This is a genomic window from Thiocapsa sp. UBA6158, from assembly GCF_002423035.1.
GTDB lineage: Bacteria > Pseudomonadota > Gammaproteobacteria > Chromatiales > Chromatiaceae > Thiocapsa.
This window is the reverse complement of record NZ_DIUM01000086.1, coordinates 1-25035: the sequence shown is the minus strand read 5'-3', so window position 1 is coordinate 25035 and position 25035 is coordinate 1. Positions and strand designations below refer to the sequence as shown.

The 25035-nt window shown below is 63.4% G+C and carries 22 protein-coding genes and 3 pseudogenes; 19 read left to right on the top strand and 6 right to left on the bottom strand.

What is annotated here, in order from left to right; all coding sequences use genetic code 11:
- From B4N44_RS12000 to B4N44_RS11925, 16 genes and pseudogenes are all read left to right on the top strand, one after another.
- Nucleotides 1-197 (top strand): annotated as a pseudogene (locus B4N44_RS12000) (NADH-quinone oxidoreductase subunit B); the annotation flags it as partial.
- A 16-nt stretch (nt 198-213) separates the two neighbouring features.
- Entirely contained in the window at nt 214-927 is a 714-nt protein-coding gene (locus B4N44_RS11995; protein ID WP_296701084.1) for an NADH-quinone oxidoreductase subunit C, read from the top strand.
- Nucleotides 920-2176, top strand: coding sequence for an NADH-quinone oxidoreductase subunit D (locus tag B4N44_RS11990; RefSeq protein ID WP_296701082.1), 1257 nt, complete (start codon nt 920-922; stop codon nt 2174-2176). Before B4N44_RS11995 ends, B4N44_RS11990 begins: the two co-directional genes overlap by 8 nt.
- Nucleotides 2176-2703: an NADH-quinone oxidoreductase subunit NuoE gene (nuoE, locus tag B4N44_RS11985; RefSeq protein WP_296701080.1), complete on the top strand. Its 528-nt coding sequence runs from the start codon at nt 2176-2178 to the stop codon at nt 2701-2703. The genes B4N44_RS11990 and nuoE overlap by 1 nt, the downstream gene beginning before the upstream one ends.
- A 4-nt stretch (nt 2704-2707) precedes the next feature.
- Complete coding sequence (gene nuoF / locus B4N44_RS11980) at nt 2708-3991, top strand: NADH-quinone oxidoreductase subunit NuoF (RefSeq protein ID WP_296701078.1); 1284 nt, start codon at nt 2708-2710, stop codon at nt 3989-3991.
- 161 nt (nt 3992-4152) lie between these two features.
- Nucleotides 4153-6557, top strand: a pseudogene (gene nuoG / locus B4N44_RS11975) (NADH-quinone oxidoreductase subunit NuoG).
- Nucleotides 6558-6564: 7 nt separating this feature from the next.
- A pseudogene (nuoH, locus tag B4N44_RS11970) lies at nt 6565-7601 on the top strand (NADH-quinone oxidoreductase subunit NuoH).
- Nucleotides 7602-7615: 14 nt separating this feature from the next.
- Entirely contained in the window at nt 7616-8092 is a 477-nt protein-coding gene (gene nuoI / locus B4N44_RS11965; RefSeq protein WP_414718145.1) for an NADH-quinone oxidoreductase subunit NuoI, read from the top strand.
- A gap of 212 nt (nt 8093-8304) precedes the next feature.
- The gene (locus B4N44_RS11960; RefSeq protein WP_296701075.1) at nt 8305-8958 is read left to right on the top strand and encodes an NADH-quinone oxidoreductase subunit J; all 654 of its coding nucleotides are present in this window, start codon (nt 8305-8307) and stop codon (nt 8956-8958) included.
- Nucleotides 8955-9260, top strand: coding sequence for an NADH-quinone oxidoreductase subunit NuoK (gene nuoK / locus B4N44_RS11955; protein WP_296701073.1), 306 nt, complete (start codon nt 8955-8957; stop codon nt 9258-9260). Before B4N44_RS11960 ends, nuoK begins: the two co-directional genes overlap by 4 nt.
- Nucleotides 9261-9335: 75 nt before the next feature.
- Nucleotides 9336-11342 (top strand): NADH-quinone oxidoreductase subunit L, encoded by a 2007-nt coding sequence (nuoL, locus tag B4N44_RS11950; protein ID WP_296701070.1) that lies wholly within the window; start codon nt 9336-9338, stop codon nt 11340-11342.
- A gap of 20 nt (nt 11343-11362) precedes the next feature.
- On the top strand, nt 11363-12943 hold the full coding sequence (locus tag B4N44_RS11945; RefSeq protein ID WP_296701068.1) for an NADH-quinone oxidoreductase subunit M: 1581 nt from the start codon (nt 11363-11365) through the stop codon (nt 12941-12943).
- A 133-nt stretch (nt 12944-13076) separates the two neighbouring features.
- Nucleotides 13077-14516, top strand: coding sequence for an NADH-quinone oxidoreductase subunit NuoN (gene nuoN / locus B4N44_RS11940; protein ID WP_296701066.1), 1440 nt, complete (start codon nt 13077-13079; stop codon nt 14514-14516).
- Nucleotides 14517-14657: 141 nt separating this feature from the next.
- Nucleotides 14658-15533, top strand: a complete 876-nt coding sequence (dapA, locus tag B4N44_RS11935; RefSeq protein ID WP_296701064.1) for a 4-hydroxy-tetrahydrodipicolinate synthase — start codon at nt 14658-14660, stop codon at nt 15531-15533.
- Between the two features lie 67 nt (nt 15534-15600).
- Complete coding sequence (gene bamC, locus B4N44_RS11930) at nt 15601-16788, top strand: outer membrane protein assembly factor BamC (RefSeq protein ID WP_296701062.1); 1188 nt, start codon at nt 15601-15603, stop codon at nt 16786-16788.
- A gap of 12 nt (nt 16789-16800) precedes the next feature.
- The gene (locus B4N44_RS11925; RefSeq protein WP_296701060.1) at nt 16801-17562 is read left to right on the top strand and encodes an MBL fold metallo-hydrolase; all 762 of its coding nucleotides are present in this window, start codon (nt 16801-16803) and stop codon (nt 17560-17562) included.
- Nucleotides 17563-17642: 80 nt separating this feature from the next.
- Here B4N44_RS11925 and B4N44_RS11920 read toward each other — a convergent pair whose 3' ends face one another.
- Genes B4N44_RS11920 through B4N44_RS11910 form a run of 3 tightly spaced genes read right to left on the bottom strand, consistent with a single transcriptional unit; the run spans nt 17643 to nt 21405 of the window.
- Nucleotides 17643-20369, bottom strand: a complete 2727-nt coding sequence (locus B4N44_RS11920; protein ID WP_296701058.1) for a cation-translocating P-type ATPase — start codon at nt 20367-20369, stop codon at nt 17643-17645.
- Between the two features lie 59 nt (nt 20370-20428).
- Nucleotides 20429-20716: a hypothetical protein gene (locus B4N44_RS11915; protein WP_296701055.1), complete on the bottom strand. Its 288-nt coding sequence runs from the start codon at nt 20714-20716 to the stop codon at nt 20429-20431.
- 23 nt (nt 20717-20739) lie between these two features.
- Complete coding sequence (locus B4N44_RS11910; RefSeq protein ID WP_296701053.1) at nt 20740-21405, bottom strand: ankyrin repeat domain-containing protein; 666 nt, start codon at nt 21403-21405, stop codon at nt 20740-20742.
- A 114-nt stretch (nt 21406-21519) separates the two neighbouring features.
- Between B4N44_RS11910 and B4N44_RS11905 the strand changes: the two genes are divergently transcribed.
- On the top strand, nt 21520-21894 hold the full coding sequence (locus B4N44_RS11905; protein WP_296701051.1) for a hypothetical protein: 375 nt from the start codon (nt 21520-21522) through the stop codon (nt 21892-21894).
- A gap of 121 nt (nt 21895-22015) precedes the next feature.
- Here B4N44_RS11905 and B4N44_RS11900 read toward each other — a convergent pair whose 3' ends face one another.
- Nucleotides 22016-22459 (bottom strand): DUF4399 domain-containing protein, encoded by a 444-nt coding sequence (locus B4N44_RS11900; protein ID WP_296701049.1) that lies wholly within the window; start codon nt 22457-22459, stop codon nt 22016-22018.
- Between the two features lie 343 nt (nt 22460-22802).
- Between B4N44_RS11900 and B4N44_RS11895 the strand changes: the two genes are divergently transcribed.
- Together B4N44_RS11895 and B4N44_RS11890 are read left to right on the top strand one after the other, a co-directional pair.
- Nucleotides 22803-23156 (top strand): c-type cytochrome, encoded by a 354-nt coding sequence (locus B4N44_RS11895; protein ID WP_296701047.1) that lies wholly within the window; start codon nt 22803-22805, stop codon nt 23154-23156.
- 12 nt (nt 23157-23168) lie between these two features.
- Nucleotides 23169-23387: a c-type cytochrome gene (locus tag B4N44_RS11890; protein ID WP_296701045.1), complete on the top strand. Its 219-nt coding sequence runs from the start codon at nt 23169-23171 to the stop codon at nt 23385-23387.
- 160 nt (nt 23388-23547) lie between these two features.
- Here the strand turns inward: B4N44_RS11890 and B4N44_RS11885 are convergent, their stop codons facing one another.
- Entirely contained in the window at nt 23548-24258 is a 711-nt protein-coding gene (locus tag B4N44_RS11885) for a DUF6629 family protein (protein WP_296701043.1), read from the bottom strand.
- A gap of 243 nt (nt 24259-24501) precedes the next feature.
- Nucleotides 24502-25035 (bottom strand): TCP-1/cpn60 chaperonin family protein (locus tag B4N44_RS11880; RefSeq protein WP_296701041.1); only part of this gene is annotated, 534 nt, incomplete at its 5' end.

Genomic DNA, 25035 nt, shown 5'->3' with positions numbered 1-25035 from the left:
GCTGGGTGATCTCGATGGGCTCCTGTGCGAACGGCGGCGGTTATTACCACTACTCGTATGCGGTGGTACGGGGTTGTGATCGGATCGTCCCTGTAGATATTTACGTGCCGGGATGTCCGCCGACTGCCGAGGCCCTGCTTTACGGTATCCTGCAGTTGCAGAATAAGATTCGTCGCACCAATACCATCGCTCGCTGAGTCGTACCCAATTCCAATGGCTAAAGACATCCTGTCCAACCCCGTCAGGCTGACCGCGCTCGTCGATGCACTCGCAGAGGCGCTGACCGGCCAAGGGTGCGAGACCGTCACGGAGCTCGGCGAGGTCACCTTGATCGTGCCCTCGGAGCGTTTGACCGACGTGGCGTGGATCCTTCGTGATCATCCGCAACTGCGCTTCGAGCAGCTCATCGACCTCTGCGGGGTCGATTATGCCGCTTTCGGTAAGTCCGAGTGGACGACGGAGGAGGCATCCACGACCGGTTTCGGGCGCGGTGTGGATCGCGATCAAGAGCTTGTCCTCGATGACCCCAAGCGTTTCGCCGTCGTCTACCATCTCCTGTCGCTGGTACACAACCGGCGGATTCGCCTGCGTGTCTACGCAGAGAGCAGTCAGCCGATGGTCGACTCGGTCGTGCCGGTTTGGGCTGCTGCCAATTGGTTCGAGCGCGAGGCATTCGATCTCTTCGGGATCCTTTTCCGGGGCCATCCCGATCTGCGTCGAATCCTCACCGACTACGGTTTTGTCGGATACCCCTTTCGGAAGGATTTCCCCCTATCCGGACATGTCGAGATGCGCTATGACCCGGAGCAGGGCCGCGTCATCTACGAGCCGGTCTCGATTCCGCCACGTGTGCTGGTGCCGCGCGTGATCCGCTCCGACAGCCGATACGTGCAGACGGACGTGAGTTCGGAGTCCGCCAATGCCTGAGATTCGCAACTACACCCTGAACTTCGGGCCTCAGCATCCGTCGGCCCACGGCGTCTTGCGCCTGGTGCTCGAGATGGACGGCGAGGTGATCGAACGGGCCGATCCGCATATCGGACTGCTGCATCGTGCCACCGAAAAACTCGCCGAGTCCAAGCCGTTCAATCAGAGCATTGGTTACATGGACCGGCTCGATTATGTATCCATGATGTGCAATGAGCATGGCTACGTCCGGGCCATCGAGAAGCTGCTCGGGGTCGAGGCCCCGGAGCGCGCCCAGTACATTCGTACGATGTTCGACGAAATCACCCGCATCCTGAATCATCTGATGTGGCTTGCCGCGCATGGCTTGGATATCGGGGCCATGTCGGTTTTTCTCTATTGCTTCCGCGAGCGCGAAGACCTGCTCGATTGTTACGAGGCCGTCTCGGGTGCGCGGATGCACGCGACCTATTATCGGCCCGGCGGTGTTTATCGAGATCTGCCCGATCGGATGCCTCAATATTCGGGAAGCTCCAAGTGGCATAGCGCCAAGACGATCGCCAAGCGCAACGGCCCGCGTCAGGGTTCGCTGCTCGACTTCATCGAGGATTTCGCCGATCGCTTTCCGGGTCATGTCGACGAATACGAGACACTGCTGACGGATAATCGCATCTGGAAGCAGCGCACGGTCGGCATCGGTGTCGTCTCGCCCGAGCGCGCGCTTCAATTGGGCTTTACGGGCCCGATGCTGCGAGGATCCGGTGTCGAGTGGGATCTGCGCAAGAAGCAGCCCTATGCCGCCTACGATAAGATGGATTTCGATATCCCGGTCGGGGTCAACGGCGATTGCTACGACCGCTATCTGGTTCGCATGGAGGAGATGCGCCAATCCAATCGGATCATCAAGCAGTGCGTGCAGTGGCTGCGTAATAACCCAGGTCCGGTCGCGATCGAGGATCACAAGGTCATGCCGCCGTCGCGCGCCGACATGAAGGACGACATGGAAGCCTTGATCCACCATTTCAAACTCTTTACCGAGGGCTATTGTCCGCCGCCCGGCGAGGTCTATGCCGCGGTGGAGGCACCGAAGGGCGAGTTCGGCTGCTATATCGTGTCGGACGGTGCCAATAAGCCCTATCGTCTGAAGGTCCGTGCGCCTGGCTTCCCGCATCTCGCCGCGTTGGACGAGATGTCGCAAGGCCACATGCTCGCCGACGTGGTGGCGATCATCGGGACGCTGGATGTCGTATTCGGGGAGATCGATCGCTGATGAGCTTTCGCAACGCACCGCTTGCGGTCATTCACGATCGCGATAAATCGACCCTCTTCACCGCCGAGATTCGCGAGCAGATCGATGTGTGGATCGCCAAGTATCCGGCCGAATGGAAACAGTCCGCCGTGATGCCGGCGCTGACCATCGTTCAGGATGCCAACGGCGGCTGGCTGACCCCCGAGCTGATGAACGATGTCGCTGCCTATCTGGATATGCCGGAGGTGTCCGTCTACGAGGTCGCGACCTTCTACGGCATGTACGATCTGGAGCCGCAGGGTCGGCACAAGGTCTGCGTCTGCAACAGCGTCTCCTGCCTGCTGCTGGGCTCCGCAGAGCTGATCGAGCATGTCGAGCACAAGTACGACGTGCGTCTCGGCGAGACCACCGCCGACGGTCGCTTTACCTTCAAAGAGGTCGAGTGTCTCGGCGCGTGCCGACATGCGCCTGCGGTATTGGTCGACAAGACCTACCACGAGAACCTCTCGCCCCAAGCGCTCGATAAGCTGATCGACGAGTTGGAGTAGGCCAATGGTCCCGAATCAGAACAGCGTCTGTTTTCGCAACATGCATCTGGATGCGAGCACTCGGCATACCTTGGATGCCTATCGCAGCCTCGGTGGATACGTGCAATGGGAGAAGATCCTGCGCGAGCGTCCGGACCCGGCCGACATCATCGAGGAGATCAAGCTCTCGGCGCTGCGTGGTCGCGGCGGAGCAGGGTTCCCGACTGGCCTGAAGTGGAGCTTCATGCCGCGCACGGTGCCCGGCCAGAAGTACATCGTCTGCAACTCCGACGAGGGCGAGCCCGGGACCTGCAAGGATCGAGACATCTTGCGTTACAACCCGCACCAGTTGATCGAGGGCATGGCGATTGCGGGCTACTGTATCGGCGCGACGGTCGGCTACAACTATATCCGCGGCGAGTTCTACGAGCCGATCCAACGGTGCGAGGAGGCCATTCGCGAGGCCTACGCGGCAGGTCTGTTGGGCAAAGACATCCAGGGTTCGGGCGTCGATTTCGACCTCTTCAACCATCTCGGCGCCGGTGCCTACATCTGCGGCGAGGAGACGGCACTCTTGGAGTCGATCGAGGGCAAGAAGGGACAGCCGCGCTTCAAGCCGCCATTCCCTGCCCAGGTCGGTCTCTACGGGCGGCCAACCACCATCAACAACACCGAGTCGCTGGCCTCGATCCCGGTCATCCTGGAGAAGGGCGGGAAGTGGTTCCTCGAGCAGGGGCGCCCGAACAACGGCGGTCCCAAGCTCTTCTCGGTGACCGGGCATGTCGCTCGGCCGGACAACTTCGAGGTTCCGCTGGGCACGCCCTTCCGGGCCCTGCTGGAACTGGCCGGCGGGATGAAGGACGGCCGTCGGCTCAAGGCCGTGATCCCGGGCGGGTCATCCGTTCCGGTCGTGCCCGGCGACGTCATGATGGATGTGGACATGGATTACGATTCAATCGCCAAGGCCGGCTCCATGCTGGGATCGGGCGCCGTGATCGTGATCGCCGAGGGGACCTGCATGGTCAAGGTTCTGCACAACCTGTCGCACTTCTACATGCATGAGTCCTGCGGTCAGTGCACGCCTTGCCGCGAAGGCACCGGCTGGCTGGAGCGGGTGCTGCGTCGCATCCTGGACGGCAAGGGCCGGCCGGGCGATCTGGATCTGCTCGACAGTGTTGCAGGTCGGATCGGCGGGCGAACCATTTGTGCCCTGGGTGACGCCGCGGCGATGCCGGTGCAGAGCTTTCTCAAGCATTACCGACACGAATTCGAGCACCTGATCGAGCACGGCCAAAGCATGGCAGCTTAGACCTGCGGCCTGATCCGAATCGGGGCGTGCGCGGCTCGCTGTCGTCGCCCCGGAATCGCAAACTTGTAGAATGGCCCCGTTCGCGCGAGCGAGCAGGTCCGAGAACGCGCGCCGGAGCGGTGCGCGATATCCGGCCCACGGGCGCCGATCGAGAGAGCTGAATGACGGACAAGATCACGATCGAGATCGACGGCCGCACCTGCGAAGCGGTGCCGGGAGAGATGATCATCGCGGTCGCGGACCGCGAGGGGATCGCCATCCCGCGTTTCTGCTATCACAAGAAGCTGTCGNNATCGCGGCCAACTGCCGCATGTGCCTGGTCGAGGCGGAGCAGGGCGGTCGCCCTTTCCCCAAACCGGTGCCTGCGTGCGCCACGCCGGTCGGCGCGGGCATGAAGGTTCTGACGCGCTCGCCCAAGGCCATCGATGCCCAGCAGGGGACGATGGAATTCCTGCTTATCAACCACCCGCTCGACTGCCCGATCTGCGATCAGGGTGGCGAATGCGAGCTGCAGGATGTGGCGATGGGCTACGGCGGCGATGTCTCGCGCTTCTCCGAGCGCAAGCGCGTCGTCAAGGACGAGGATCTCGGTCCGCTCATCGCCACCGACATGACCCGCTGCATCCATTGCACCCGCTGCGTGCGCTTCGGTGCCGAGATTGCAGGCGTGCGTGAGCTCGGCGCCACGGGTCGCGGCGAAGACATGCGTATCGGGACATTCGTCGCCCACACCGTGAGCCATGAGCTCTCGGGCAACATCATCGATCTCTGTCCGGTCGGCGCCCTCACCTCCAAGCCTTATCGCTTCACCGCGCGGGCTTGGGAGCTGACGGATGCCGACAGCATTGCCCCGCACGACGGGGTCGGCTCCAACATCCGTCTGCATGTGCGCGGCGGTCGCGTCATGCGAGTGCATCCGCGCGACAACGAGGCGGTCAACGAGACCTGGATCTCGGACCGCGACCGTTTCAGCTACGCGGGTCTGAACGCCGATGATCGACTAACCGCACCCATGATCAAGACCGACGGGGTCTGGCGCGAGGTCGAGTGGCACGAGGCCTTGACCCTCGTCGCCGAGCGTCTGAAGGCCGCAGATGCGAGCCGTATGGGCTGGCTGATGGCCCCGAACGCAACGCTCGAAGAGCTGTATCTGGCGCAGCGGATCGCGCGCGGTCTGGGTTGTGCCAACATCGATCACCGTCTGCGCCAACAGGATTTCAGCGGGGATGCCGCCGATCCGATGCTGCCTTGGCTGGGCCTGCCGATCGCCGATCTGGAGACCCGCGAGGCGATCCTCTTGATCGGAAGCGAGATTCGTCAGGAGCAGCCGCTGCTGGCCCATCGCATCCGCAAGGCCGCGCTCGAGGGTGCGACCATCGCTTGCGTGAATCCCCTGACCTTGGCGCTGACCCATCCCGCCCGACAGTTGGTCGGGACGCCGGCGCAGATGGTCGCGGATCTCGCGGCGATCGCGAAAGCCTTGGGCGCCAAGGCGTCCGGGATGCTCAAGACGCTCATCGGCTCGGCCAAGCCCGACGATGCTCATCAGGCGATTGCCGACGCTTTGCGTGCCGCGGGGGAGAAGTCGACTGGTGCTCTCCTGCTGGGCGCACTGGCCACGGCACATCCGGACTATGTCTTGCTCAAGGCGCTGGCCTATCGGATCGGTGAGTTGAGCGGCGCCGTCGTGGGTTTTCTGCCGGCAGCGGCGAACAGCGTCGGCGCTCATCTAGCCGGTGCCGTGCCGCACGGTTTGCCCGGCGGTCGCGCGACCGAGACCAAGGGCCTCGGGTTGGGCGTGATGCTGAGCGCACCGCCGAGCACGCTGGTCCTTTGGGGCTTGGAGCCGGATCGGGATCTCATCGACCCCGCACGGGCGATGGCCATGTGCGAGGCGGCCGATCTGCTGATTGCCTGCTCCGCCTTCCGCTCGCCTTCGCTCGATGCCGTCGCCGACGTGCTGCTTCCGATCGGCTCCTTCGCGGAGACCTCCGGGACCTTTGTCAACGCAGGCGGTCTCTGGCAGCGGTTTCAGGGAGCGGTTGCGCCTCCCGGCGAGGCCCGTCCCGGCTGGAAGGTGCTGCGTGTGCTGGGTAATCTGCTGGATCTTCCCGGCTTCGAGTATCGGGATGCGGCGCAGGTGCGCGACGAGCTCGCCGCACTGTGCAGCGATGCCGCACTCGACAATGCCCCGCGCGGGGACTATCCGGCGGTCTCGAGCGGCACGACCGCCGGTCTGATGCGTCTCGGCACTGTGCCCATCTACGCGCTGGATCCGCTCGTTCGGCGGGCGCCGGCCCTGCAGCGCACGCCCGTTCAAGGGGCGGCCTTCGGTGTCTATCTGCATCCGGAGCAGGCGCATGGCGATGGACTGTTTGCCGATCAGACGGTCTTGATTATTCAAAACGGCCACGAGGTCGAGGCCAATGTTTTCCTGGACGACGCGATCGCGATGGGCTGTGCGCGGATCCCGGCAGCCGTGACCGGAAGCGGGCGGCTGGGCGCACAGATCGGCCCGATCGAGATCAGGCCGTGGTTCGGCGAGACGGGCAGCGAGGCGGGATGAATCAACGATGATCGAACTATGGAATGCGCTTCCCGTGGTGATCCAGATCCTGATCAAGATCATCGCGATCGTTCTGCCGCTGCTCGGGATGGTCGCCTACTACACCTTGGCCGAGCGCAAGGTGATCGGCTACATCCAGGTCCGCATCGGGCCCAACCGGGTCGGCTGGCGCGGCTCGCTGCAGCCGATCGCGGATGCGGTCAAGCTGATGATGAAGGAGATCGTCATCCCGACCAAGGCGGACAAGGTTCTATTCTTGTTGGCGCCCATGATCGCGATCGCACCGGCCTTGGCCGCCTGGGCGGTGTTCCCCTTCGACGAAGGGCTGGTGCTGTCCGACATCAATGCCGGCTTGCTCTATCTGCTTGCGCTGACCTCGCTTGGTGTCTACGGCATCATCATCGCGGGTTGGGCGTCCAACTCGAAATATGCGTTGCTCGGCGCCATGCGCTCGGCGGCCCAGATCGTCGCCTACGAGATCGCGATGGGCTTTGCGCTGGTCGGTGTGTTGGTGGCGGCTGGAAGCCTGAATCTGGGTGCGATCGTCGCGGCCCAGGAAGGGAATATCCTGACCTGGTTCTGGTTGCCATTGTTGCCCCTGTTCGGCGTCTATCTGATCTCGGGTATCGCCGAGACCAACCGCGCGCCCTTCGACGTGGCCGAAGGCGAGTCCGAGATCGTGGCCGGTTTCCATGTGGAGTATTCCGGGATGGCCTTCGCGGTCTTCTTCCTTGCCGAATACGCGAACATGATCCTGATCTCGGCGCTCTCGGCACTGCTCTTCATGGGCGGCTGGCTGTCGCCCTTCCCGCAGGCATGGGTCGAGGGCAGCCTGGTTCTGGGTGACGGCTTCCATTGGCTGCTGCTCAAGACCTTCTTCTTCATGTTCGTATTCTTGTGGTTACGGGCGACCTTCCCGCGCTATCGCTACGACCNNAGATCATGCGTCTGGGTTGGAAGGTATTCATCCCGATCACGATCGTCTGGATCCTCGTGGTGGCGCTTGCGGTGCTCGCCGAGCTGCCCCCTTGGTGGTCCGCCTGACCCGGAGACGACCGATGCTGAAAGCCACACGCGATTATCTTCAAAGCCTCTTGATGGTCGAGCTCTTCAAGGGCTTGAGCCTGACCGGCGCTTATCTGTTCAAGCGCAAGTTCACGGTCCAGTATCCGGAGGAGAAGGCCCCGATCTCGCCGCGTTTTCGCGGCCTGCATGNNAACGGCGAGGAGCGCTGCATCGCCTGCAAGCTCTGCGAGGCGGTTTGTCCGGCGTTGGCCATCACCATCGAGGCGGAGCCGCGCGAGGACGGATCGCGACGGACGACGCGATACGACATCGACCTCTTCAAGTGCATCTATTGCGGCTTTTGCGAGGAGTCTTGCCCCGTGGACTCGATCGTCGAGACCGGGGTCTACGAGTATCACTTCGAGAATCGCGGCGAGAACATCATGACCAAGGAGAAGCTCCTGGCGATCGGGGATAAATACGAGGCGGACATCGCCGCGGCACGCGCCGCGGATGCGCCCTACCGCTGAGCACGATGGTCGCAGGGAGCACGGCCGGCTGCGCAGGATCGCCCGAGGATAGGGGCATGTCATGCGCGGGGTTTCGGGGCTTTCGTCGATCCGCCAGCGGCGCTTCGGGGCTCTATCGATCAGGTGGCAATCAGAGCGCGATCAGGCGCCGATCGGGCACTCAGTCGGCGCTTATTTGGCCATTGCGCCTAACCAAGGCATTCGGATGAATCATGGGCTTTGAAAAATTCCTCTTCTATGTCTTCGCGGCCATAACCCTATTCGCTGCAGGGATGGTGATCACGCGTCGCAACCCAGTCCACGCCGTCCTCTATCTGGTGTTGGCCTTCATCAGCAGCGCGGCCCTCTGGATCCTGCTCGAAGCGGAGTTCCTCGGGATCGTGCTGGTTCTGGTCTATGTCGGCGCGGTCATGGTGCTCTTCCTCTTTGTCGTCATGATGCTCGATGTCGATATCGCGACGCTGCGCGCGGGCTTTATTCGCTATTTGCCGATCGGTGCGCTGATTGCGGTCGTGCTTGCCCTTGAGATCTTCCTGATCGTCGGGCCGGCCAACTTCGGATTGCAGCAGTTCCCCTCGCCCGTGCCGGCGGGCCCCGACGTGAGCAATACCGAAGAGCTCGGACTCCTGCTTTACACCCTCTATGTCTATCCGTTCGAGATCGCGGCCGTCATCCTACTTGTTGCCATCGTCGCTGCGATTCGCTTGACCCTGCGTCGTCGGCCGGATACGAAGTATATGGATCCCGCGAAGCAGGTCAGAGTCAAGAAGGGTCCGGACCGGATTCGTATCGTCAAGATGCCTTCCGAGAGTGCCGCGGTTCCGCCCGTCGCCGCCTCGGCCGCACCACAGGAATCGACCGAATGATCGCGCTCTCAGACTATCTGATCCTGGCCGCAGGGCTCTTCATGCTTGCGGTCGCGGGGATCTTCCTGAATCGCAAGAACGTCATCCTGCTGCTGATGTGCATCGAGCTGATGCTGCTCGCGGTGAATATGAACTTCGTCGCCTTTTCCCATTTTCTCGGGGATATGACGGGACAGGTTTTCGTTTTCTTCATCCTGACGGTGGCGGCGGCGGAGGCTGCGATCGGGCTTGCGATCCTGGTGGTGCTTTTCCGTAATCAGCAGTCGATCAACGTGGAGGATCTGGACAGCCTCAAGGGATAGCGCGGACGGCGTCGACGCGTCGACGTGACTGGCGGGTCGATCCGGATTACATCAAGCGAGAGAGCGAACTAAACAGTGGAAAACGTCTACCTGACCATCGTGCTTGCGCCACTCCTGGGCGCCGTCATCGCCGGCTTTTTCGGCGGCCGAATCGGCCGGCAAGGTGCGCATGCGGTGACCATCGCCGGCGTCGGGCTCTCTACGGCGCTGTCTCTCATGGTGCTCGCGCGATTCATCTGGGGTGATCTGCCGGTCTACAACGAGGCCGTCTACACCTGGATGGTCTCGGACGGGATCCGCTTCGAGGTCGGTTTCCTGGTCGACCGGCTCACGGCGCTCATGATGGCGACCGTCACCTTCGTCTCCTTGATGGTCCACATCTATACGATCGGCTACATGGCCGACGACGAGCACAACTGGCCGAAAGGTGCGCTGACCGGCAAGAACAGCTATCAGCGGTTCTTCAGCTACATCTCGCTCTTCACCTTTTCCATGTTGATGTTGGTGATGTCCAACAACTTCATGCAGCTCTTCTTCGGTTGGGAGGCGGTCGGTTTGGTCTCGTATCTGTTGATCGGCTTTTGGTCGACGCGCGAGACAGCGATCTTCGCCAACCTCAAGGCATTCCTGGTCAACCGGGTCGGTGACTTCGGCTTCATCCTCGGCATTGCTGCGATCGCGATGTATTTCAATAGCATGGATTACGCTGAGGTCTTCGCCGCTGCACCCGCGCATGCCGGCACGCAGGTCGCCCTGTTCGGCGGCGTCTCGCTCATGACGCTGATCTGTATCCTGCTCTTCATCGGCGCCATGGGTAAATCGGCGCAGGTTCCCCTGCATGTCTGGTTGCCCGATTCGATGGAAGGCCCTACGCCCATCTCGGCCTTGATACACGCCGCGACCATGGTCACAGCCGGTGTCTTCATGGTCGCCCGCATGTCGCCGCTGTTCGAGATGTCGGAGACAGCGCTCAGCTTCATCCTGATCATCGGCGCAACCACGGCACTCTTCATGGGCCTGATCGGGCTGGTGCAAAACGACATCAAGCGCGTCGTCGCCTATTCGACCCTGTCGCAGCTCGGCTATATGGTGACGGCGCTCGGCGCCTCCGCCTATGCCGCCGGGATGTTCCATCTGATGACCCATGCCTTCTTCAAAGCGCTGCTGTTCCTGGCTGCGGGCTCTGTGATCATTGCCCTGCATCACAAGCAGGATATCCGCGAGATGGGTGGCTTGCGCCGTTACATGCCGATCACCTGGATCACTGCTTTGATCGGCTCGCTGGCCTTGATCGGCTTCCCGGCCTTCTCCGGCTTCTTCTCGAAGGATGCCATCATCGAGGCCGTCGGGCATTCGACGCTCTACGGGTCCGGCTATGCCGTGGTGCTGCTGACGATCGGTGTCTTCGTGACGGCACTCTATAGCTTCCGAATGTATTTCCTGGTCTTCCACGGCAAGCCGCGGATGGACGAGCATACCCGACACCATCTCCACGAAACCCCGTGGGTGGTCACCTTGCCGTTGGTGCTGCTGGCGATCCCCTCGGTGGTGCTCGGCTGGTTGGTCATCGAGCCGCTGTTGGTGACCAATTGGTTCGCCACCGGCGACTGGAGTCCGATCGTCGTGGCACCCGAGCACGATACCCTGCAGCCGCTGCGCGAGCATTGGCACGGCCAGTGGGCCTTCGTCCTGCACGGCATGACCATGCCGCCCTTCTTCCTGGCGATGGGAGGGCTCGCCTCGGCCGCCGTCCTCTGGTGGTTCACCTTCGCGAAGAATCCGAAGATCGACGATCAACTGCAGGCAATGGGCGGTCCCGTCACCAAGGTCCTGCAGTCCAAATACGGGTTCGACGACTTCAATCAGAAGGTCTTCGCCGGCGGGAGCCGACTGCTCGGGCGGGTGCTCTGGCTCGGCGGCGACCGCGCCATCATCGACGATGGTGTCGTCAACGGTTCGGCCCATCGCGTTACGGCTTTGGCACAACGAGCGCGGCATCTGCAGACCGGTTACCTCTATCACTACGCGATTGCGATGATCGTCGGGCTTATCGGGCTCTTGACGTTCTTCGTCGTGCTCTAACGCGGAAGGAGACGCCCCGCATGTACGAATTACCTCTCCTGACGCTGGTCATCTGGTTGCCTATCATCGGCGGCATCGTCGTGCTGGCGAGCGGTGATCGAGGCTCCGACATCTCCAAGTGGATCGCACTCGCCTTTGCCATTCTGACCTTCGCGATCAGCCTCGGTCTCTGGACGGGTTTCGACGCCGGCAGCGGGCAGATGCAGTTCGTGGAACGCGCGGCCTGGATCCCGACCTTCAATGTCGAGTACTACCTGGGTGTCGACGGCATTTCGATGCCGCTGATTATCCTGACGACCTTTATCACCATCTTCGTGATCATCGCGGGCTGGGATGTCATCACCTATAAGCCGTCGCATTACATGGCAGCCTTTCTGATCATGGAAGGCGTGATGGTCGGCGTCTTCTCGGCGCTCGACGCCATCCTCTTCTATGTGTTCTGGGAGGCGATGCTGATCCCGATGTTCATTATCATCGGGGTCTGGGGTGGACCGAATCGGGTCTATGCGACCATCAAGTTCTTCCTCTATACCTTTTTCGGCTCGGTCTTCATGTTGGTCGCCTTGATCTACATGTATTTCCAGGCCGACAGTTTCAGTATTCTCGACTTTCACGATCTGGAGTTGGGCATGACCGCTCAGATCCTGATCTTCGTCGCCTTCCTGCTCGCCTTCGCGGTGAAGGTGCCGATGTTCCCGGTCCACACCTGGCTACCGGACGCGCATGTCGAGGCCCCGACCGGAGGGTCCGTGATCCTGGCCGCCATCATGCTGAAGATCGGCGGCTACGGATTCCTGCGCTTCTCGATGCCGATCACGCCGGACGCCAGTGCCTCGCTCGACTGGCTGATCATCGCGCTGTCCCTGATCGCGGTGATCTACATCGGATTCGTGGCGCTGGTTCAGCAGGACATGAAGAAGCTGATCGCCTATTCTTCGATTGCGCACATGGGTTTCGTCACCCTCGGATTCTTTATCGTCTTCACCATCATCCGCAACCCGGAGCTCGCCGGCGGGGCGGTGATGGGGATCGAGGGCGGTATGGTGCAGATGATCTCGCACGGATTCATCTCGGGCGCGCTTTTCCTTTGTGTGGGTGTGCTCTATGACCGCGTGCATTCGCGCGAGATCGCCGACTACGGCGGCGTGATCAACACGATGCCTTGGTTCGGTGCCTTCGTCGTCTTTTTCGCGATGGCCAATGCGGGCCTGCCCGGAACCTCCGGTTTCGTCGGCGAGTTCATGGTGATCCTCGCAACCTTCCGGGCCGATTTCTGGTGGGCCTTCCTGGCTGCGATCACCTTGATCCTCGCTGCAGCCTTCACCCTCTGGATGGTCAAGCGGGTGATCTTCGGCGAAGTCAAGAACGAGAAGGTGGCCGCCCTGCAGGATCTCAATCGCCGCGAGACACTCAATCTCGGGGTGCTGGCCGCCGCGGTCCTGGCCCTGGGGATCTGGCCTGCGCCCTTGATGGAGGTAATGCACGCCACGGTCGAGAACCTGGTCGCCCATGTCGGCGAGTGCAAGCTGCCGGCCTCCGAGGCGGCGGACTGCGTCCTTGCGGTGCGCGCATCCGTGGCTGGTCTCACGGGGCAGCCGTAAGGTCGGGCTCGGGCTCAATATTTTTTAAGACTTTAAACCGCGCCCGCTCCGGCAGCCGTTCGGAGCGGGCGGGGCAAGCCAATCCGCCAAACGACGCATGCCGCACCGGGCGCGGTTTAATCGGAATTCTCACATGCCATTCGACGCCGCCAATCTGTTTCCCATCCTGCCGGAGATTGCGATCCTGGTCACCGCCAGCGTCGTGCTGGTGCTGGATCTCTATCTCAAGGAGAAGGACAAGGACATCAACCATACCCTGACCCTGATCGGTCTTCTGGTCGCGATCGGCCTGACGGGTGCCGTGGGCGGCGGAGAGGCGCGCATCCTCTTCGACGGCAATGTCGTGCGTGACGGTCTGACCGATCTGCTCAGGGGCGCGATCCTGGTGGTCAGTCTGCTCGCCTTCGTCTACGCGCGCCCCTGGCTGAAGGATCGAGGACTCTTCGTCGGCGAGTTCTATGTCTTGGGGCTCTTCGCGATCCTCGGGATGCTGATTATGGTCTCGGCCAACAGCTTCCTGACCGTCTATCTCGGCCTCGAGCTTCAGGCGCTCTCGCTCTATGCCCTGGTTGCCTTCGATCGAGACTCGAAGAAGGGCGCCGAAGCGGCGATGAAGTATTTCGTGCTGGGCGCACTCGGCTCCGGAATGCTCCTCTACGGAGTCTCCATGATCTACGGCGCCACTGGATCGATCGAGTTCGGCCTGGTCGCACAGGCCGTGGCCGAGCAGGGGATGGACAACAAGGTCCTGGTCTTCGGCGTGGTCTTCCTCGTCATCGGCGTGGGCTTCAAGTTCGGCGCCGTGCCCTTCCACATGTGGGTCCCGGACATCTACGAGGGTGCGCCCACGCCGGCCGTCCTGCTGCTCGGCAGTGCGCCCAAGATCGCGGCCTTCGCATTGGCGATCCGCATGCTTGTGGATGGGCTCGAGGCGATCCAGCCGGACTGGCAGGGCATGCTTCTGATTCTCGCCGTGCTCTCCATGGGTCTGGGCAACCTTGTCGCGATCGCACAGACCAACATCAAACGCATGCTGGCCTACTCGACCATCGCTCATGTCGGTTTTATCTTTCTTGGACTCTTGGCCGGCACCGCGCAGGGCTACGCGGCGGCGATGTTCTACGCGATCGTCTACGCGGTGATGTCCACCGGCGCCTTCGGCATCCTTTTGATCCTGAGCCGCAAAGGGTTCGATGTGGAGAATCTGGACGATCTGAAGGGGCTGAACGACCGGGATTCCTGGTATGCCGCCATGATGGCGTTGGTGATGTTCTCGATGGCCGGCGTGCCGCCGACGGTCGGCTTTATGGCGAAGCTGCTGGTGCTCGAGTCGGTCGTGCGCATCGACCTGGTCTGGCTCGCTCTGGTCGCCGTTGCCTTCTCGATCATCGGCGCCTTCTATTATCTGCGCGTGGTCAAGGTCATCTATTTCGACAAGCCGGACCCGGACATGCCGGTCCTGATCACGAGCGGCGGCGTGCGTTTCGCCATGAGCCTCAACGGCCTTTCCCTTCTGGCGCTCGGCCTCTTCCCGGCAACGCTTCTGAGTTGGTGCCAAAGTGTTTTCGTTTGAGCCGCTCAGGTTTGAGTCCCCGAGGTTCGAGCGCACCGTGATCGAATGCCTCGGGGTCAAACGCTCGGGGTCGGATCATCTCGGTTGTGTCGGCGCCGTCTCGCGTACTACCATCAGGGTTTTCGCCTAACGGAGTCGGACATGTTTCGCGGCAGCATCGTTGCCCTCATTACCCCCATGCATGAGGACGGGGGCATCGACGACGCGAGCCTCCGGCGTCTCGTCGACTTCCATGTCGAGGCCGGGACGACGGCCATCGTGGCCGTCGGGACCACGGGAGAGTCTGCGACGCTCGACGAGGAAGAGCATTGCGCCGTCATTCGCAGGACGCTCGAGCTTTCCGCCGGCAGGATCCCCATCATCGCCGGCACGGGCGCGAACTCCACCCGCGAGGCGATCAACCTGACCCGCTGCGCGAAAGAGGCCGGTGCACAAGCCGCGCTCCTGGTGACGCCGTATTACAACAAGCCCACCCAAGAGGGGCTGTATCTGCATTACCGCGCGATCGCCGAGGCCGTCGACATCCCGCAGATCCTCTACAACGTCCCGGGCCGTACGGCCTGCGATCTGTTGCCCGAGACGGCGGCTCGGCTCGCGCCCATCGAAAACATTGTCGGTATCAAGGACGCGACCGGCGACTTGACCCGCGTCGGGCGGTTGCGCGCCGGCTGCGGCGACGAGTTCGCTCTCTACAGCGGAGACGATGCGAGCGGATGCGAGTTCATGCTGACGGGCGGCGACGGTGTGATCTCGGTGACCTCGAACCTGGCCCCTCGACTGATGCAGGGCATGTGCGACGCGGCGCTCGGGGGCGATCGCGAGCACGCGGAGGCGATCAATCGGCGGCTCGACGCCCTGCATCACGACCTGTTCGTGCAGTCCAATCCGATCCCGGTAAAATGGGCCGCTGCCGAGATGGGACTCTGCACGAAAGGGATCCGTCTCCCGCTCACCTGGCTCTCCGAAGAGCATCATGCACGCGTGCGCGCCGCGATGGAGCAGGCGGGTGTGCTCTGAAGCCATCCGTCGCGCCGACGTGCCAGGGCGGTGGCCTATGCTCAATCGATTAAAGAGGTCGCTTAACTTGATCCCACGTATTTGGCTAACCGGCGGTGTCTGTGCCGGCTTGGCGCTGACTCTGCTCCTATCCGGTTGCGGCTCGAACGTCATCAGCGACGCCATCCCCGATCAGCGGCTTGCCTACAAGAAGCAGCAGGAGTCCGGTGAGAATCTCGAAATCCCGCCGGATTTGACCGCCGGGCGGTTCGATGACGCACTGGACATCCCGTCTGCCGGCGGGGCGACCTTCTCCGAGTACAGTGGGAGCCGCGCGCAACGCCAGCGTGTCGCCGCCTCGGGCGAGGTCCTCCCCGAGACACCCAATGTAGAGCTGAGGCGGCGCGACTCCGAGCGCTGGCTCGAGGTTCAGGCCTCGCCGCAGCAGGTCTGGCCCAAGGTCATCTCTTTCTGGCGCGAGCAGGGCATCCTCCTGGTCGAACAGGATCCGGCCGTGGGCGTGATGCGCACCGATTGGCTGGACAACCGCGCCGAGATCCGGCGCGATTTCGTCACGCGAATGATCAGCAAGGTCGTCGAAGGGGTCTACGCGACCTCGACGCGCGATCAGTACAGCGTGCGTATCGAGCCCGGTACGGCACCGGGCACCACCGATATCCATCTCACGCATCGCGGGATGGAGGAGCGTCTGGTGACCAACGCCATCGGTGACGGAAGCCGAACCATTTGGGAGCCGAGCGGAACCGATCCCGGCAAGGAAGCCGAGATGCTGAGGCGCCTCATGGTGTTTCTGGGTGCGTCCGAGCAGCGTGCCGCAGCAGTGGGTCCCGTCTCCGGGGGCAGCTCAGGCGGCGCCGGAAGCGGTCTCGCCATGCAACCCGTCGGCGCTCGCCTGGTCAGCGAGGGTGGCTCGCAGACCCTGGTGATCCAGGAGGACTTCAGGCGTGCCTGGCGAACGGCCGGATCGGCACTGGATCGCGCCGGATTCGCCGTGGAAGATCGCGATCTCAGCAGCGGTATCTACTATGTCCGCTACGCAGGGCAGGACGGCGCGTCCGACGACAAGAGCCCCGGCCTCCTCTCGCGGATGGCGTTCTGGAAGAAGAACGAGGTCGATCCGGTCAAGCAGTATCAGGTGCGAGTGCAGGGAGGCGAGACCGAATCGCGCGTGACCGTGCTGGATGCAAGCGGGAAACCGGATACCTCCGAGTCGAGCCAACGGATCCTGGCGCTGATGAAGGAGCAAATGCGTTAGACGCGGGCCGACATGCGTTTCTGCTCGCTCGGCAGCGGCAGCCGCGGTAACGCCACGCTGGTGGAAAGCGCCGGGTGCCGCGTGCTGGTGGACAACGGATTCAGCCTACGCGAGCTGCATCAACGTCTTCGGTCGGTCGATGTCGAGCCGAACAGCATCGATGTCCTGCTCCTGACCCACGAGCACGGCGACCATGTGAGGGGTGTTTGGTCCTTCGCTCGGCGGCATCGCGTGGAGGTCTGGACAACGCCCGGGACCTGGCGGGCGGTGGGTGCTCCGGAGATCCCGAGGTTGCGGCTGCTCTCCGGTCAGGGGCAGTCGATGTTGATCGACGGCCTGCGTATCCGCTCCTATCCCGTTCCGCACGATGCGCGCGAGCCCTGTCAGTTCCTGTTCGAGGCCGACGGGCGTCGCCTGGGGATGTTGACGGATGCCGGCTGCGTGACACCTCACATGAGCGAGGTTCTTCAGGATTGCGACGCGCTGATCCTGGAGCTCAACCATGATCCGGAGCTGCTGCGTCGCGGACCTTATCCGCCGAGCCTGCAACGGCGTGTCGCCGGCGACTTCGGCCATCTCAGCAACCTGCAGGCCGCCGGTCTTCTCGATGCCTTGCCGCACCGCGCCATCGCGCGGCTCTGCGTCGCACACGTCAGCGAGACCAACAACCATCCCGATCTGGTCCTCGCAAGCATCCGCGGGGTCTGCGAATCGCTCCTCGACCGGACATTGATTCTGGAGCAGGATCAGCCGAGCGCTTGGTGCGCGGCTTGACGATCCAGCCGACTCGGTGCCGCGCCGGCGTGATCCAAGCGAGGCCCGCATCCTCGCGGCCCAGGTCGGAATCGGCAAGCTCAGCCCGTCGCACCTCTTGAATCGCTCCTCTGTTTCGTCCGCCATGCGATCCTCTGCACCGCCTTCCCGGCCTCGTCGAGCAGGAGCACGCTGGAGGCTACAAGCGCGGCCTTGAGCCAGTCCTCGGCGTTCAGGTGAGTGGTCCCGAAGACGGCCTGAGCCGTCGGCCAATGCACGACCAGGACTTGGAGAGCGAGGACGGCACCGAGCGCTAGCCAGAGTTTGCCGTTGGCGAGGAAGTGGGTATTGAAGGCGCTGCCGTGCTCGCTGCGGGCATTGAAGACATTGAAGAACTGAAAGAGCACGAAGGTGGTGAAGGCGAGCGTGAGGGCATAGGCCTCGCCGTGGCTGGCCAAGGCATCCTGAAACAGCCACAGGGTGCCGACCATCATGGTGATGCCGTAGAGGCCGAGGAGCGCCGAGCGCTTCAGCGTGAGGATCTGAGAGTCCTGTCGGCGGGGCAGGGCCCGCATGATGCCGGGGCGCGCCGGCTCGACGCCCAGTGTCATCGCGGGCGGGCCGTCCATGATGATATTGATCCAGAGGAGCTGGATCGCGGTGAAGGGTGTCGGCATCCCCATCAGGGTCGCCGCCAGCACCGTCAGGATGGCGCCGATGTTGGTCGAGAGCTGAAAGCGCACGAATTTGACGATGTTGTCGAAGATGACGCGCCCTTCCTCGACCGCTCGTACGATGGTCGCGAAGTTGTCGTCCATCAGCACCATGGTCGCGGCCTCGCGCGTGACGGCAGTGCCGGTCAGGCCCATGGCGACACCGATATCCGCGGCCTTCACCGCGGGCGCATCGTTCACCCCGTCGCCGGTCATGGCAACGACATGGCCGCGCGCCTTGAGCGCCTTGACGATGCGGACCTTGTGGGCCGGCGAGACCCGCGCGATGACGCCGATGTCCTCGATCCGCCGCCCGAGTGTCGCCTCGTCCATTGCGTCGAGTTCGGCGCCGGTGACGACCTCGCCCGTCAGCCCGAGCTCGCGTCCGATGGCCTCGGCGGTGAGCTTGTGGTCGCCCGTAATCATCTTCACCTGAACGCCGGCCTGCCCACAGCGGGCAATGGCCTCGGCGGCCTCCGGGCGCGGCGGGTCCATCAGACCGGCGAGCCCCAGGAAGGTCCAGCCCTCGGCCCATCGCCACAGATCGTCCGCGGGCTCGAAATCACGGGCCGGGATGGTCCGTCGTGCCACGGCAAGTACCCGCAGCGCTTGGCTCGCGAGGTGCTCGTTCTCGGCCTCGATGCGCTCGCGGGTCGCAGCGTCGAGTGGTTGCTCGCCGCTTGCGCTCAGCCAGTGCGAGGCGCGGGCGAGCAGGACGTCCGGAGCCCCTTTGACGAACAACTCGACCTGATCACCGGCGTGGTGAAAGGTCGCCATGAACTTGTGGGCCGAGTCGAAGGGGATCTCGGCGATCCGCGGGCGTTGAGCTTGCTCGGATTCAGGGTCGAGACCGGCCTTGCGTGCGAGAACCCAGAGGGCGCCCTCGGTGGGGTCCCCGATCAACTCGCCGTCGCGCACGCGCGACTCGTTGCAGAGCGCCATGGGGCGGCCTAAGTGGATCGGATCGATCTCATCGTTCGGCGCGTCCGGCCCGTTCGGATCACTCCGAAGGATCGAGCCTTCGCTCCCGTAGCCATCGCCGTCGACGCTGAATCGCGCGCCCGCGAGCCAGACGGCTCGCGCGCTCATCCGATTGAGTGTGAGCGTGCCCGTTTTGTCGGAACAAATGACGGTCGTGGAGCCGAGGGTCTCGACCGCCGAGAGCTTTTTGAGGATCGCCCGGTTCTGGGCCATCCGCCACATGCCGATCGCCAGGGTGACGGTGACGACGGCCGGCAGGCCCTCGGGGATCGCCGCCACTGCGAGGGCTACGGCGGTAATGGCGGCCTGCGTCCAGGGCAGTCCGCGCGACAGGTCGAGGAGAAAGATCAGGGTGACGATGACCCCGGCGATCGCCGCCAGGCGCTTGCCGAGCGTATCGAGCTGACGCTGCAGCGGGGTTCCGGAATCCGGGGTCTCGGCAATCAGCCCGGCGAGCCGGCCGATCTCGGTGGTCATGCCGGTGCCGACGACCAGCATCTCGGCCCGACCGCGCGTCACTACGGTGTTCATGTAGAGCATGTTCAGGCGCTCGGCCAGCGGCGTATCGGCCGCGTCCAGGGCCTGAGAGCTCTTGCCGACCGGCTGGGACTCCCCGGTCAGGGCGGCCTCGTCGACCTCCAGGTTGGGTGCCGTCAGCAGGCGCCCGTCCGCGGGCACGCGATCGCCTGCCTCGAGCAGGACGAGATCACCGGGCACCAGCTCGGTTGCTTCGACCTCGCCGATCCGACCGTCCCGGCGCACGCGAGCACGGACCGCGACCATCGCCTTGAGCGTGGAGAGTGTGCGCTCCGCACGGTGCTCTTGATAGAAGCCGAGCGCGGCATTCAGGATCACGACGACCAGGATGACCACGGCGTCTTTGAGATCCCCGATCGTCCAAGCCAGCGCGGCCGCGAAGAGGAGAACGATCACCAGGACGTTTCTGAACTGATCCAGGAATCTGAGCCAGAGCGGGCGCGACTTGGTCTCGGCGAGAGCGTTCTCGCCGTGACGCAGACGTCGCACGTCCGCCTCGGCCGTGGAGAGACCCCGCGCGGGATCCACGTCCAGCACCTCGATCGTCTCGGCGACACTCGAGCAGTGCCACTGTCGCGGCTCCATGTCTATCGTCATCGGCCGTCCTCGGTGTCGGTCACCGGGCTCGCGCACCGGTGCTCAGCCTTCCAGCCCGATCAGTCGTCGGTCAACCAACCCTGCAGGGCCTCGACGAGTGCCTGGGCCTGGGCACGGCTGGAGATGTTGAACTTCGACTGCTGTCGGTACTCGCCGCCGCGCTTCTGATAGCGGCGGATCGTATATTTGTCCGCACCGTACGCCTCCTTCGCCCGGTCCCAATCCTGGTAGCGAAAGAGGATCGTGGTCCAACTTCCCTTGGAGAGGACGACCTTGTCGATCTCCTTGGTCGTGTCGATGCCGTCTTCCGTGTAGTTTACCGTCAGATCTTCGATCCGTTCGGTCATGCGGACGCTCCTGTGCGTGTCTGTCAAGGGGGTGGGTCGGCCCTCGCACCGTTGCGCTCGAGGGACGAGACGATAAACCGGGCGTCGCGCCCGGGCGCCGATTCTCGCGCAATCCGCAGCGGCAGGCGACCGTCACCGGCGGCTTGATTCACATCGGCACCCGCGAGGATGAGTCGCCGTACCGTCTCGAGATGCCCGTTTCGAATGGCGACGTGCAGCGGCGCATCCCCGTGTGGATCCGGCTCGTCGAGCTGTGCGCCCTCGTTGACGAGGAAATTCAAGGTATCGCGGTCGATCACTCCCGCCTCGACCAGCGCCACCAGCATGCCCTGCGCATCGAGCGGCGCGCCTTGGTCGATGAGCATGCTCGCGACCCGCGTGCGTCCATGCTCGAGCGCGACCTCGAGCGGGGTCTTTCCCGCGGCGTTCAGCGCTCCGATATCCGCGCCCTTGCGGGCGAGTTCCCGCGTGATGGCGACACGACCGGCGCGGGCGGCGACGTGCAGAGGCGGGTCGCCGTGCGCATCAGGCAGATCGAGGTTGCTCTTCCAGTCGATATGACGCGAGACTTGGTCGAGATCTCCGATCTCGACCGCCCGGTGCAGATTGACCGTCGGCGCAGCAGGTTCGGTACAGCCCGCAAGCGATAGCGCTGCCGTCAGCATCAGAGTCGGAACCGAGTTCTTCATACTGCCTGCGCTCCGGACTCGCCGCAGCGGGGCCGTCTGCCGCGGTCGCCTGTCCAGACCCCGCAGCGCGCGTATGGGCTGTCCGAACCGGCCGGTCGTGCTAACGTAAACGCCATGATCTGGAAACTCCTCCTTACCGCTGCCGTCATTCTCGGCGCCTATCTGGTGATCCGCGCACGCATCATGCGCTCTCGCGAGGCCGCCGGCCTCATAGCGTCGCGTCCGCCTCTGATTCCCCCGGCGCTGATCCGCCCGCTCGCCTATGTCCTACTCGGGACCATGTTGCTCGGGAGTCTGTCGCTTCTTGTTCGGGATTGGGATCGTGATCGGGAGATCATCCCTGTTCAGGTGGTCAATGCCAACACCGGAGAGGTCACGCACTACGAGGTCAGACGCGGCAGTGTCGACGGCCGGCGATTCGTGACCTCGGATGGCCGAGAGATCCGTATCGCCGACGTCGAACGCTTGGTGATGGGCGCCGACCGCTAGTCCAACAGCGTCCGGTCAGCTTCCAGCGACGGTCTCGGGCGGGTCGACGTGCCGATCGCAGATGGTGCGAACCCCGCCGAGCGCTCGGTCCGTGGCGCACGCAGAGCCCGCGGCGGTCGGTCTACTCGACCGTCACGGTGATCCGCTCCGAGATGATCGGCGGATCATGCGGAATGTGGTTCTTGTCGCCCAAGAGAATCTGCAAGGTGTGCTCGCCCGGCGGCAGCGTCAGCTCGGTCTCCGTCTGGCCGCCCCCGAAATGCAGGATGTCGGCGCTGATCGGTTGATCGAGCGGCGGCAGGCTGTCCATGTCGACCAGCAGATGATGATGTCCCGTCTTGGGGAGATCCGCGCCCGCCGGTGCAACCCCCATCCCCGAAAGCCCAAAGCGCACGACGAAGGTCTGCGGCACGGTCGAGCCGTCCTCGGGCGTGATGATGTACGCCTTGGCCCCCTCGGGTGCGGCGGTGCGTTCCACGGCGGCCCCCGCGCCGAAGGTGCCGAGGGTTAAGCCCGCGGCGATCAGCAGGGACAGTGATACCCGTGTCGTGCTTCTTTTCCTCATCGGTCGTCTCCTCTTGTGGTTTCGGACATGTCTTGGATCCTCGGGTCTCGGAGAAGAGTCAGGAACCCGAGCGCCGATTTCAAGCAAGTCTCGGTCGCGCGCGACCCTGCTGCGAGCAGAGCGATCACCCGTGACCGACGGCCTCCCGATTCCGAACGTCTTCGGAGGCGGCTCCTACGCCCTTCACTAACATTCGCGTCAACGAAAATTGACAATCATCAATGACAACCAATGTTGATAGCAAGCCGGACCCCATAGGACTGTCCCTCATAGATCCAACTTAGGGAGAGTCGGTGTACGATGGTGTTGGAATCATCCTCGGGGCTTCGAATCGCCCGGCTACGTGTGGAACGAGAGGCGCGGCGAAAAGCCCCTCGCGCTTCAGGCGAAGGGGGATCCGCTGCTGGGCGCGATCGCCTTCGCGGTCTGTCAGGGATGTCACGGCATGGAGGCGCTCGGGGAGGTCGACGGGACCTACCCGCGTCTGGCCGGGCAACATGCCTCGGTCTTGATCAAGCAACTGGCCGACGTCGGTGCCGGTATCCGCGACAATCGCAAGATGTATCCCTTCGCCGAAGAGCATGTCGTCACGACGCAGGAGCTTGCGGACATTGCCGCGTATCTGAGCGCATTATCCGTAACCGAGGAGCACGGGATCGGCCCGGGAACGGACCTGGAGCGAGGTCGGTCGCTCTAGGAGCGCGACTGTGTGGAGTGTCACGGTCCGGCGGGTGAAGGGGATGCGACCAATTTCTATCCGCGCGTCGCTGGACAGCACTATCTCTATCTCCTGCGCCAGATGCACGACATGCGTAGGGGCAAGCGTCGCAATGCTAATCCGGAGATGTGGGAGGTGAGCAAGGACGATCGGGACGAGGATATCCAGGTCGTCATCGATGACATGTCCCGATTGCCGTCGGATGGATAGGCGATCTCGCACTGACCGACTTCATTGGATCGCGGCTCAACGCTCGCGGACCAGGGGGCGCGACGATAAAGGGTGGCCAGTCGCGCGATGAAAATCGCCGGATAGCGCAAAGCATCCGGCGTCCGGCTCGGAAGGAGGGTGATTTGATCCCGAGGCTGCGCTAACCGACGCGGGACGAACCCGGACGATGGACCACCGGCCCGCCCGATTCGCATCTCGGCAGACGCACGACCAGGTACGCGGAGAGCAGGGCCGCGAAGAAACACCAGATGGAGACGAAGGCATAACCGAACGCCAGGGTGCTGACGATCACCGAGCCGAGGATCAGAACCCCGAAGTCTCGTACCATCCTGTCCGACGATCCGATCAGGGGGACGGCGACGATCAGGGCGTAGATCGCCCGCACGACCTCCCGATCCATCCAGGGGTCGTAGATGAGTTGCGGGTGGTAGAGGATCGAGCCTCTGATGATGAAGACCTGGAGCCAATCCGGATTGATGATCAAGGGCAGAAATAGCGATCCGCCCAAGAGACCGCCCATGATTGCCGCCGCGGCGAAGACCCTGCGGCGCAGTCCCGGCGGCTCGACCCGCCAAGCCGCCAGCGGTACGAGCCCCGGCCAAAGAAAATAGGCAAAAAACAGGAAGCCGAGCGCACTGCCGAAGGCAAGGCCGCCGATCTCTCCGGCGGCATCCGGGAGTATCTCCAGCCACAACACGCCCTCCAACGCCTGCTGGACACCAAACAGAAGAGGGAAAGCGGCCAAGAGCCGATAGTGGCTGTTGACGTGACGCGCGGCATGAAGCGTGTACAAACCTGCGGGGATGAGTACGGCTGCGGCGAGGAAGCTGGACGTGGCGTTGAAGCACATTATCCAACTCCTTCGTGGCCTGTCCGGACAGGGCAGGTGCTCGGGTGAGGGGGGTACACTGTCGAATGCGTTACCTGACGAAGGACTCAGTCCTCAAATCAAGTATGGCATCTCGTGAGGAAAATGGGCTGCGTACGTCGACAAGCCGTTTGGGGTGTGGGTTGGATGCACGCGCCCCGCTGTTTTGCGGGGCGCGCATGACGGGTGTGTCGACGAAAAACGACGACGCAGCCCGCTGCCTGCTTAGTAGTCCATATCGTCCATGCCGCCGCCCGGTGCAGCGGCACCCTTCTCCTTCTTGGGCTCATCGGCCACCATGGCTTCGGTAGTGATCATCAGGCCGGCGATGGACGCGGCGTTTTGCAGCGCCGTGCGGGTGACCTTGGTCGGATCGATGATGCCCATGTCCATCATGTCGCCGTACTCGCCGCTGGCCGCGTTGTAGCCGAAGCTGGCGGTGCCCTCGGCGACCTTGCTCATGACCACTGAGGCCTCGTCGCCGGCGTTGGTGACGATCTGACGCAGCGGCTCTTCCAAGGCGCGGCGGGCGATGGCGATGCCGAGATCCTGGTCGCTGTTGGCGCCCTTCAGGCTGACGACCGCGCCGATGGCACGGATCAGGGCCACACCGCCGCCGGGGACGATACCTTCCTCGACCGCCGCACGGGTGGCGTGGAGGGCGTCTTCGACACGGGCCTTCTTCTCCTTCATCTCGATCTCGGTCGCGGCGCCGACCTTTACGACCGCCACACCGCCGGCCAGCTTGGCCAGACGCTC

Excerpts from the sequence above, each read along its gene's own strand:
- B4N44_RS11945 (WP_296701068.1), top strand. The coding sequence starts at position 11,363 with ATGTACGAATTACCTCTCCTGACGCTGGTCATCTGGTTGCCTATCATC.
- B4N44_RS11905 (WP_296701051.1), top strand. The coding sequence starts at position 21,520 with ATGATCTGGAAACTCCTCCTTACCGCTGCCGTCATTCTCGGCGCCTAT.
- B4N44_RS11910 (WP_296701053.1), bottom strand. The coding sequence starts at position 21,405 with ATGAAGAACTCGGTTCCGACTCTGATGCTGACGGCAGCGCTATCGCTT.
- B4N44_RS11990 (WP_296701082.1), top strand. The coding sequence starts at position 920 with ATGCCTGAGATTCGCAACTACACCCTGAACTTCGGGCCTCAGCATCCG.
- B4N44_RS11920 (WP_296701058.1), bottom strand. The coding sequence starts at position 20,369 with ATGACGATAGACATGGAGCCGCGACAGTGGCACTGCTCGAGTGTCGCC.
- B4N44_RS11900 (WP_296701049.1), bottom strand. The coding sequence starts at position 22,459 with ATGAGGAAAAGAAGCACGACACGGGTATCACTGTCCCTGCTGATCGCC.
- B4N44_RS11925 (WP_296701060.1), top strand. The coding sequence starts at position 16,801 with ATGCGTTTCTGCTCGCTCGGCAGCGGCAGCCGCGGTAACGCCACGCTG.
- nuoK (WP_296701073.1), top strand. The coding sequence starts at position 8,955 with ATGATCGCGCTCTCAGACTATCTGATCCTGGCCGCAGGGCTCTTCATG.
- nuoE (WP_296701080.1), top strand. The coding sequence starts at position 2,176 with ATGAGCTTTCGCAACGCACCGCTTGCGGTCATTCACGATCGCGATAAA.
- B4N44_RS11960 (WP_296701075.1), top strand. The coding sequence starts at position 8,305 with ATGGGCTTTGAAAAATTCCTCTTCTATGTCTTCGCGGCCATAACCCTA.
- dapA (WP_296701064.1), top strand. The coding sequence starts at position 14,658 with ATGTTTCGCGGCAGCATCGTTGCCCTCATTACCCCCATGCATGAGGAC.
- nuoF (WP_296701078.1), top strand. The coding sequence starts at position 2,708 with ATGGTCCCGAATCAGAACAGCGTCTGTTTTCGCAACATGCATCTGGAT.
- nuoN (WP_296701066.1), top strand. The coding sequence starts at position 13,077 with ATGCCATTCGACGCCGCCAATCTGTTTCCCATCCTGCCGGAGATTGCG.
- B4N44_RS11915 (WP_296701055.1), bottom strand. The coding sequence starts at position 20,716 with ATGACCGAACGGATCGAAGATCTGACGGTAAACTACACGGAAGACGGC.
- B4N44_RS11995 (WP_296701084.1), top strand. The coding sequence starts at position 214 with ATGGCTAAAGACATCCTGTCCAACCCCGTCAGGCTGACCGCGCTCGTC.
- B4N44_RS11885 (WP_296701043.1), bottom strand. The coding sequence starts at position 24,258 with ATGTGCTTCAACGCCACGTCCAGCTTCCTCGCCGCAGCCGTACTCATC.